The following is a 9887-nucleotide window of genomic DNA, read 5'->3' on the forward strand; positions in this document are numbered from 1 at the left end:
CCCCGGCGTCAGCCCTTCCCCGCCGGGAACTCCGCCCGCACCTCCCAGCCCACCCCGCCCCGGGGCCCGGCGTGCAGTTCGCCGCCCAGTGCGGTGACCCGTTCCTTCAGGCCGACGAGGCCGAAGCCGCCGCCGTGGGCGGCCGCCGGGAGCTGGGTGCCGCCTTGGCCGTCGTCCGCCACCGACACCTGGAGGCGACCGTCGTCGTCCCGCAGGCTGACCTCCACGTGGGTGGCGTCGGCCGCGTGGCGGCGGATGTTGGTCAGCGCCTCCTGGACGACTCGGAACGCCGCGGCCTGGACCTCGTGGGGCAGGTCGTCGGAGACGGCGGGCTCACGGCGCAGGGTGACCTGCTGTATCGGGGTCGCGAACCGGTCCACGAGATCGGCGATGCCCGCGAGGTCGCCCACCGGGCGGCGGTCGGCCTCGTCCCCGGTGTCGCGCAGCACGCCGACCGTACGGCGCATCGAGGCCAGGGCCTCGGTGGCGGCGCCCTCGATGCCGGCCAGGACCGGGTCGAGTTCCTGCGGCTGGGTCTGCGCCATCATGCGGGCCATCTGTGTCTGCACCAGGATCCCGGTGACATGGTGGGCGACGAAGTCGTGCAGGTCGGCGGCGATGGCGACGCGTTCGGCGCGCCGGGTCTCGCTGACGGCGAGCGTCCGCCGGTAGTCCATGGTGCGCAGATAGACGGCCAGCCCGGCGAAGAGGCCGATCAGCACCAGACCGGCCGCGACGAAGCCCAGCACGCCGGAGTCCAGCGGCCCGAGGAACCGGACCGGCAGCAGCAACAGCGCGACCACGTCGAGGGCGCCGCACACCCAGGCCCAGCGCGGCGTGCAGTGCCGTACCGCGATGAACAGCAGGCACAGCAGGATCACGACCTCGCCGGGCCCGAACATGTTCGCGCTGAAGGTCACCAGCGAGCCCACCGAATAGAGGGCCGAGACGAGGGCGGGCACGGCCGTGCGCACCGGCGGCGTGAGCCACTCGGGCCGCCGCTCCTGCGGCCACAGCACCGCGGCCAGGCCCACCAGCAGGACGGCCAGGGTCGGCCACACGGGGCTCGCCGTCGGCAGGATGCTCGTCCCGTCGGAGCCCGCGTAGAGGACGTCCACCACACAGGCGGCGAGCAGGAGGCCGACGGCGAAGCCCCGGGCACAGCCGCGGGGTGAAACGGACTTCATGCCGATCACGGTAGGCGAGGCCGCGTGCCGCGGGATCGGCCGATCGGCCGAGGCGTCCGTCGCAGACGCCGACCTTTTGGCCGAGGCGGGCGCCCGGGCGGGCGGGCGAGGGTGGTGGCGCATCCTCACCACGGACATCAGGAGCAAGCGATGCTGCGCAGCAAGTTCGCCATCGGCCTCATCGGCGGTCTGACCGCGGTGGTCGCGGTGGCCGGCCTCGGCACGTACCTGTTCGCCGGCACGGAGTCGACCAGCGGCCTGGACCGGCAGAGCACGGTGTCGGTGGGCGGCCACAAGGCGCTCGCCGCGTACGTCGTCGCGGGCCGCACGGCGAGCAAGTTCCACCCGCTGCCCTGGGTCGGGGACAAGCTGACCGGCGTCACCTGCCCCACCGGCCTCAAGGCCGTGGCCGGCGCGAGCATCACCTGCACCGGCAAGAAGAGCGACGGCGACGTCGTCGACATACCCGTCCGTGTGATCAAGGCCGACGCCAAGAGCGTCACCTGGAAGTTCGAACGCTGAGAAGGGGCGACGACACACCATGAGCACCGTCCTGGCCGGACACGGCCTCGTCAAGAAGTACGGCTCCACCACCGCCCTGGCCGGCGTCGACGTGGAGGTCCGCGAACGCGACTCGCTGGCGATCATGGGCCCGTCCGGGTCCGGTAAATCGACGCTCCTGCACACCCTGGCCGGGATCATCCGCCCGGACGGCGGGCAGGTGCTGCTGCGCGGCGAGCGCATCGACAAGCTCGGTGAGAACCGGCTGAGCGAGCTGCGCCGCAAACGCTTCGGGTTCGTCTTCCAGTTCGGCCAGCTGCTGCCCGAGCTGCCCGCCGAGGAGAACGTCGCGCTGCCGCTGATGCTGGAGGGCATACCGCGCGCACAGGCCGTCGACCGCGCCCGCCGCTGGTTCACGCCGCTCGGCCTGGAGGGCCTGGAGGGCCGCCGCCCCGGCCAGCTCTCCGGGGGCCAGGCGCAGCGCGTCGCCATCGCCCGCGCGCTGGCCGTCGAGCCGGACGTGGTCTTCGCCGACGAGCCCACCGGCGCCTTGGACCAGCGCACCAGCACGGAGGTGGTCCAGCTGCTGACGTTCGCCACCCGGAACACGGGCGCCGCGCTCGTGATGGTCACCCACGATGCCGATGTCGCCGCCCACTGCGACCGGATCCTGCAGGTCCGCGACGGCCGGATCAGCAACTACAGCCAGTTCACGGTCGCCTGACCCCGCCTTCCCCGGAGCCCGCCATGCGTTCCCCCGTCCTTCCCCTGACCTGGCACCTGGCCAGGTCCGCCGGCCGCCGCGGTCTGCAGAGCCACCTGCTCGCGGCCGGTGCCGCGGCCGTCGGCGCGTTCGTGATGCTGGTGATCATCGCCGCCACCCTGGGCGCCGGCACCCGTGCCGACCACACCAAGTGGCGTACACCCGACGCCGTGTCGGCGAAGCAGGCCACCGCCGTCCAGGCACTCGCCACGACCTACGTCCGCCATGAGCCGATCACGGTCGTCTCGCTGGCGCAGCTGCCCGACCGCAGGGCCACCCCGGCGCCGCCCGGCCTGAGCGCCTTCCCGAAGCCGGGCCAGGTGTACGTCTCCCCCGCACTGGCCGAGCTGCTGCACAAGCTGCCCGCGGGCCAACTCGCCGACCGCTTCCCGAAGGTGACGTCGTACGGCACGATCGGCACCGCCGGTCTGGCCTCCCCGGACGAGTTGGTCGCCGTCGTGGGCCGGACACCGGCCGACCCGGCCGTGTCGAAGACGGCCGGGGACACCGCCTCCTGGTTCGACATCGAGCAGATGGCGCGCGCGGAGATCTCCGGGTTCGACAGCGACACGGCCAGCATGTTCACCGCCGGCGACCAGGGAGTCGCCCTCATGGGCGTGATCCTGCTCGCGATGCCCGTGGTCGTGCTGTCGGCGGCCGCCGGGCGGCTCGGCGCGGCCCGGCGTGAACAGCGGCTCGCCGCGCTGCGGCTGGCCGGGGCGACCCCGCGTCAGATCATCGCCATGACCGCCATGGAGGCGACGGCACTCGGCGCGGCCGGGGCCATGACGGGTGCGATCGCCTATGTGGCGCTGCTGCCCGCGCTCGCCCAGGTGCCGTTCGGCGTGGGCACCTGGTACGTGGAGACGCTGTGGGTCGGACTGTCGTGGCTGGCGGCGGTCGTGGCCGCGGTCACCGCGCTCATCACCGTCAGCGCGGTCTCGATGCTGCGCCAGGTCGCGAACTCGCCGCTCGGCGTCGCCCAGCAGTCCGACCCCCGGCGCACCCGCATGATCCGGCTCGCCTTCTTCGTGCTGGCGATGGGCGTCGTCTTCTGTTTCAGCGGCGGCGGTGTGAGCGCGAAGCAGGGGGTCGCCCTGCTGCTGCTCTTCTACGCCGCGTTCTGGCTGTTCGGGCCGTGGGTGGTGGACCGGCTCGGCCGTCTGGTGAGCCGCTTCGCCCGGCGCCCGGCGACCATGCTGGCCGGCCGACGGCTCAGCGACGACCCGCGCGGCGCCTGGCGCACCGTCAGCGGGCTGGTGCTGGCCGGGTTCGCGGCCGGGTTCTTCTCCGTCAGCATGCTCGGCACCGACACCACCCAGTACCAGGGCCAGGTCGCCCTGGGCACGGCCCACGCCGCCGACGCCCGGCCCGTCGCCGCCGAGGCGCGCACCCTGCTGGACCGGGCGGGCGTGACCGCGACGGTCACCACCGGCAGCGGCGACGACGTCGACAACCTCCTCAGCGGCAACCCCGGGATCATCGCCCAGGTCAAGGGCGGCCAGGCACAGCTCGACGCCGCCGCCACCGCCCTCGGTCCGCTCGGCGAGGGCAGGCTGCCCTACGGCCAGGACTACGCCGGCGGGATGGACAAGGCCACCCTCGACCGCATGTCCGCCGTCACCACCGGCACTCTGGCGCTGGGCTTCCTGGTAGCCGCCGCCTCGGCCGGTCTGACCGCCGCCGCGAACGTGCTGGACCGGCGCCGCGTCTACGGCCTGCTGCGACTGGCGGGAACGCCGCTCAAGGTGCTGGACCGAGCGCGGGTGCGGGAAACCGTGATCCCGCTGGTCGTCCTGGCCGGGGGCACCACCGCCATGGGGGCCTATGGCTCCTACCAGCTCAACAAGATGGCCGGTGCCACGATCAACACCTCCGGGGTGATCGAACTCGTCGCCTGTCTCGTCGTCGGCGCCCTGGCCATGTTCGCCGCGATATCCGGCAGCCGGCCGCTGCTGCGCAAGGTGACGGCCGACCCCGCCCAGACGGCGGACTGACCGCGGACCGACTGATGCGGGGGCGGCCCATGATGAGGGCCGCCCCCTCAGTGAACCCTGTAAGGCATGATCGAGCCATGACCACCCCGCCTCCGTCGACGGCCTCGTCACCGTCCGGGTCACCGATCCGCGTGCTCATCGCCGACGACCAGGAGATGGTCCGCACCGGCTTCCGTTTCTTCCTCAACGCCCAGCCCGACATCACCGTGGTCGCCGAGGCCGCCGACGGTGAGGAGGCGGTGGCGTTGGCGCGGCGGGAGCGGCCGGACGTGTGTCTGCTGGACATCCGGATGCCGAAGCTGGACGGGCTGGAGGCGACCCGGCTGCTGGCGGGGCCCGGGGTGGCGGACCCGATGCGGGTGGTCGTGGTGACCACGTTCGACCTCGACGAATACGTGTACGGGGCGCTGCGCGGCGGCGCCTGCGGATTCCTGCTGAAGGACTCGGGGCCCGCCCTCCTCGCGGAGGCGGTCCGCGCCGCCGCGGCCGGTGACTCGCTGGTGTCGCCGTCGATCACGGTCCGGCTGCTCAAGCACGTCACCGCCCCGCAGGCCGAGCCCGCCGCCATCGCCCCGGCACGGTCCGCCCCGCTCCCGGAACCGCTCACCGACCGCGAACTCGACGTCGTCCGGCTGGTCGCCCTCGGCCGGACGAACGCCGAGATCGCCGCCGAGTTGTACGTCTCGCTGTCCACGGTCAAGACGCATCTGTCCAGCGTCCAGCTCAAGCTGGCGGCCCGGAACCGGGTCGAGATCGCGGCCTGGGCCTGGCAGAACGGGCATGCGCAGCCCGGCGGGTGACGCACCGGCACCTTCGGCGGATCGGCGTCGGCCCTGTCGGCGGTGGGGCTGCGGCACTCCCGACGGGTGGGCGCCGGCACTCCCGTCCGTGGGCTGCGGCACCGTCGGCGGTGTCGATCACTCGAACGGTCCGGCGCCGCTGGTGGGCCGTCACTTCCGGTGGTGCGCTGGGAAGACGCGTCACGTTCCCAGGAGGCACTCCCGATGACCCGTCGTCCGACCCGGCTCACCCGCGTTCTCTCCTCGGCCCTGGCCGCAGCCGCCCTGCTGACCACCGCCGCCTGCTCGGACGACAGTGACCAGGACGGCGCGCACGCCTCGGGCGTCACGGCCTCACCGGCCGCCCGGAAACAGCCGGCCAGTTCCCCCAGCCCCACGCTCTCCGAGTCCGGGGCGCGGGCCGCGCTGATCACCGAGGCGGACATCGAGGACGACTGGACCCAGGTGAAGGACTCCGAGGCCGCCGACTGGCACGAGAGCCTCCTCATCGGCGACGTCGACGTCGCCGACTTCCTCACCGCGAAGTCGGACGCCTCCGACTGCCAGAAACTGCTCGACAACCTCTACGACAACGACCTGCTGGGCAAGCCGTCCGGGGCGTCCGCGCTGCGCGGCTTCGAGGAGGGCAACTCCCGGCTGCTGTACCAGGTCGCCGCCTACGACCGGTCGGACCTGGACTCCGCGCTGGCCTGGCTGAAGACCCTGCCGGACGAGTGCGACCAGTTCACCGCCACCGAGGACGGCCAGAAGCGCACGGTCCAGGTGATCGAGACCGATCTGCCCGACGTGGGCGACGACCGCCAGGGCCTGCGGGTGACCGTGCAGGGCAAGGTGGACGGCGACCAGACCACGCTCACCGAGGACGTCGGTGTCGTCCGCGTCGGCAGCGACGCGATCACCGTCACGGCGGGCGGCCTCGACGGCGGCCAGCAGGATTCCGTCGACCAGGCGGTGAAGCTCGGCACCCAGCGCCTGAAGGACGTCCTCGCCGGGAAGACGCCCGCCGCGAGCCCCAGCGAGATCGAGTAGCCCGCCCCACGGCACTCACCCGCACGCCAACCGCCCTACCGGCTCTGCCGATTCCCGGGACAACGTGATCAACGGAACGGCACAATGGCGGCGATGGCCGGTTTCGGTCGTGCGTGCGAGGAGAGGACGAGACGTGAGTGATGGCCACACCCCGTCGGGCGGGTCGGCGAAGCTGAACACCGGTGTGGCGCACAACGCGCGTGTGTGGAACTACTGGATCGGCGGCAAGGACAACTACGAGGTCGACCAGCAGGTCGGCGAGCATGTCGCCGGGATGTTCCCGATCATCCGGGACATCGCCCGCGCGGACCGCGCGTTCCTCGGCCGGGCCGTGCGCTTCGTGGCAGAGGAGCGCGGCATACGGCAGTTCCTGGACATCGGCACCGGGCTGCCGACGGCGGAGAACACCCATGAGATCGCCCAGCGCGTCGCACCCGACTCACGGATCGTGTACGTCGACAACGACCCGATCGTCCTCGTGCACGCCCGCACGCTGCTGACCGGCACCCACGAGGGCGTCACCGCCTACATCGACGCCGATGTGCACGACCCCGACGCCATCGTCGAACGCGCGGCGCAGACCCTGGACTTCGGCAAGCCGGTCGCGGTGATGATGCTGGGCATCCTCAACTTCGTCCTGGACTACGACAAGGCCCGCACGATCGTGGACCGCGTCCTGGCGGCCGTCCCCTCCGGCAGCCTCCTGGTGCTGACGCATCCGACGTTCGACTCCGAGCTCGGCGGCGAGGGCCAGATCCCGGCGATGGAGTTCTGGAACGAGAACGCCACGCCGCCGATCACCGCCCGCAGCGGCACGGACATCGCCGCCTTCTTCGACGGCCTTGAGCTGCTGGAGCCGGGCATGGTGTCCTGCTCCCAGTGGCACGCCTCCGACTCTCCCGCCCCGGTGCCGCAGTACGGCGCGGTGGCCGTGAAACCCTGACGCCAGCAGGGCACACACGAACCGGAACGAACCGGCACCGACCGGCCGAGCTCGTCGAGGAGACCGGGAGACCGTATGACCACCCTTGCCGACCCCGTCCCGGGAGGGCGTCCCGGTGACATCGAGCGGGCCACCGCACTGAGCGGGGAACTGTCCGGGCGGGGCGTGCACGGGATCGTGCTGGCCTACGTCGACACGGCCGGCATCGGCCGGGTGAAGACGATCCCGACGGCGAAGCTGGCCTCGGCGGCGGCCTGGGGCGTCGGGATGTCGCCGGTGTTCGACACGTTCCTCGCGAACGACTCCATCGTCACCACCGACGTCCTCGGCTCCCCGGACGGCGATCTGCGCCTCTACCCCGATCTCGACCAACTGGTGGAGCTGGCGGGGCAGCCCGGCTGGGCGTGGGCGCCGGTCGACCGGATCACCCAGGAGGGCGAGCGGCATCCCGGGTGCAGCCGCACCTTCCTGCGGCGTGTGCTCCAGGAGGCCGGCGAGCGGCACGGGATCACCTTCCGGGCGAGTATCGAGATCGAGTGGGCTGTCGCCCAACCGCCCGGCGCGGACGGCGAGTTCGTGCCCGCTGTCACCGGTCCGGCGTACGGCGCCACCCGCCAGGTCGAGTTGAGCGACTGCACGGCCGAGCTGCTGGCGGCGCTCGCGCGGCAGGGCGTCGAGGTCGACCAGCTGCATCCCGAGTACGCGGCCGGGCAGTTCGAGCTGTCGGTGGCGGCGCTGGACCCGGTGGCGGCGGCCGACCGCAGTGTGCTGGTCCGGCAGACGATCCGGGCGGTGGCGCGGCGCCACGGCCTCGCGGTGTCGTTCGCCCCGGCGGTCTTCGGGCAGGGCGTCGGCAACGGCGGCCATGTCCATCTCTCCGCCTGGCGCGACGGGGCCAATCTGCACGCGGGCGGTGAGCGCCGCCACGGTATGCGGCCCGACGCCGAGTCCTTCGCGGCCGGTGTGCTCACCCGCCTGCGCGCCCTCACGGCGGTGACCGCGCCGAGCCCGGCCAGCTATCTGCGGCTCAAGCCCTCGCAGTGGGCCGGGGTGTTCACCGCCTGGGGCCGCGAGACGCGGGAGGCGGGGCTGCGTGTCGTCACCGGCACCGCGGGCCACCGCGACCAGGCGGCCAACCTGGAGATCAAGCCGGTGGACCTGGCCGCCAACCCGTATCTCGCCCTGGGCTGTCTGATCGCGGCGGGGCTGGACGGTGTGGCGTCGCAGGCCCGGCTCCCGGAGGAGATCACCGGCGATCCGGCGCGTATGGGTGCGCAGGAGGCCGCCGCACGGGGTGTCCGCAGGCTGCCGGCCTCACTGGGCGAGGCCGTCGAGGAGTTCCGTACGGACGAGGTGCTGCGGGCCGCGCTGGGCCCGGTGCTCGCCGATGCCGTGATCGCCGTACGCGAAGGCGAACTCGATGCCGTCGCCGGGCTGGACGACGACCAGGTGGCGGCGGCGTACCGGTGGAAGTACTGACATGGGCGCGATCGGGCCGGTCCACGAGGCGCTGGCGGCGCTGCCGCTGGTGGACCATCACTGCCACGGGGTCGTCACCGGCGACCTGGACCGGGACGGCTTCGAGTCCCTGCTCACCGAGGGCGAACCCTGGCCCGGCATCTCCCCCTTCGACACCCCGGCGGGCGTGGCCGTGCGCCGCCACTGCGCACCCCTGCTGAACCTGCCGCGCCACGCCCCCGCCGACACGTATCTGACCCGGCGTGCGGAGCTGGGCGGACACGAGGTGAACCGCCGGTTCCTGGCCGCCGCCGGAACCGAGGCGTACTGCGTCGACAACGGGTACACCCCGCACCGCATCACCACCCCGGATGAACTGGCCGAGAGCGCCGACGCGACCGCGTACGAGGTCGTACGCCTGGAGTCGGTCGCCGAGGCGGTGGCGGCGTCCGGGGTCGAACCGGACGCGTACCCGACCGCCTTCCGGACAGCTGCCGAGGAGGCCGTACGGCGTCCGGGCGTGGTGGCCGTGAAGTCGGTGGCCGCCTACCGCACCGGCTTCGACCTGGACCCGGCGCGCCCCTCCGACGCCCTGGTCACCGCGGCGGCCCGGCAGTGGCTGGCGCGCGGCGGCCGGCTGGCCGACCCGGTCCTGGTACGCCATCTGCTGTGGACGGCGGTGGACCTGGGGCTCCCTCTCCAGCTGCACACGGGGTTCGGCGACGACGACATCCGTCTGCACCGGGTGGACCCCGCCCTCCTCACCGACTGGCTGCACCTCACCAAGGGCACGATCCCCGTACTGCTTCTGCACTGCTGGCCGTACCAGCGCCAGGCCGCCTATCTGGCGGCGGTGTTCGAGCAGGTGTATCTCGATGTGGGCCTCACCCTGCACCACGTCGGCCCTGCCCGCTCCCGCGCGATCCTGGCGGAGGCGCTGGAGATCACCCCTCTCCGCAAGCTGCTGTACAGCTCCGACGCGTATGGTCTGGCCGAGTTCTACCGGCTCGGCGCCCTGGCGTTCCGCCGGGGCCTGGGCGATCTGCTCCAGGACCGGGTGGACGCCGACGAACTGAGCCTGCCGGACGCGCTGCGGATCGCGGCGTGGGCGGGCCGCGCCACAGCCCCCCCCCCGCAAGGGAGTGACGGCGACCACCCACCCCCCCACCCCCCCCCCCGAGGGGGGGCCCAGACCCCGACATAAGTAGA

At 72.8% G+C, this 9887-nt stretch carries 9 protein-coding genes; 8 read left to right on the forward strand and 1 reads right to left on the reverse strand.

The annotated features are described in order from the left end of the window. Positions 1-8: 8 nt before the first annotated feature. Positions 9-1187 (reverse strand): sensor histidine kinase, encoded by a 1179-nt coding sequence (locus tag ACFWYS_RS17720; RefSeq protein ID WP_384769078.1) that lies wholly within the window; start codon positions 1185-1187, stop codon positions 9-11. A 150-nt stretch (positions 1188-1337) separates the two neighbouring features. Here ACFWYS_RS17720 and ACFWYS_RS17725 point away from each other — a divergent pair, with 150 nt between their 5' ends. The 8 genes from ACFWYS_RS17725 to ACFWYS_RS17760 all read left to right on the forward strand — a co-directional run bounded on the left by ACFWYS_RS17725 (position 1338) and on the right by ACFWYS_RS17760 (position 9882). Continuing rightward, a complete protein-coding gene (locus tag ACFWYS_RS17725) occupies positions 1338-1709 on the forward strand; it encodes a DUF4333 domain-containing protein (RefSeq protein WP_384769081.1) in 372 nt (123 codons plus the stop codon). A gap of 19 nt (positions 1710-1728) precedes the next feature. Continuing rightward, complete coding sequence (locus tag ACFWYS_RS17730; protein WP_384769084.1) at positions 1729-2412, forward strand: ABC transporter ATP-binding protein; 684 nt, start codon at positions 1729-1731, stop codon at positions 2410-2412. 23 nt (positions 2413-2435) lie between these two features. Next, a complete protein-coding gene (locus ACFWYS_RS17735; RefSeq protein ID WP_384769087.1) occupies positions 2436-4448 on the forward strand; it encodes an FtsX-like permease family protein in 2013 nt (670 codons plus the stop codon). Between the two features lie 77 nt (positions 4449-4525). Further along, positions 4526-5248 (forward strand): response regulator, encoded by a 723-nt coding sequence (locus tag ACFWYS_RS17740; protein ID WP_384769089.1) that lies wholly within the window; start codon positions 4526-4528, stop codon positions 5246-5248. Between the two features lie 204 nt (positions 5249-5452). Beyond that, positions 5453-6277 carry a hypothetical protein gene (locus ACFWYS_RS17745; protein ID WP_384769092.1) on the forward strand — a complete coding sequence of 275 codons (825 nt, stop codon included), beginning with the start codon at positions 5453-5455 and terminating at the stop codon, positions 6275-6277. 133 nt (positions 6278-6410) lie between these two features. Continuing rightward, positions 6411-7220 carry an SAM-dependent methyltransferase gene (locus ACFWYS_RS17750; RefSeq protein WP_384769095.1) on the forward strand — a complete coding sequence of 270 codons (810 nt, stop codon included), beginning with the start codon at positions 6411-6413 and terminating at the stop codon, positions 7218-7220. 75 nt (positions 7221-7295) lie between these two features. Continuing rightward, complete coding sequence (locus ACFWYS_RS17755; protein ID WP_384769098.1) at positions 7296-8699, forward strand: glutamine synthetase family protein; 1404 nt, start codon at positions 7296-7298, stop codon at positions 8697-8699. A gap of 1 nt (position 8700) precedes the next feature. Next, positions 8701-9882 carry an amidohydrolase family protein gene (locus ACFWYS_RS17760; RefSeq protein WP_384769101.1) on the forward strand — a complete coding sequence of 394 codons (1182 nt, stop codon included), beginning with the start codon at positions 8701-8703 and terminating at the stop codon, positions 9880-9882. The last annotated feature ends 5 nt before the right edge of the window (positions 9883-9887 follow it).

The sequence above is a fragment of the Streptomyces sp. NPDC059010 genome, assembly GCF_042740355.1.
Lineage (GTDB): Bacteria > Actinomycetota > Actinomycetes > Streptomycetales > Streptomycetaceae > Streptomyces.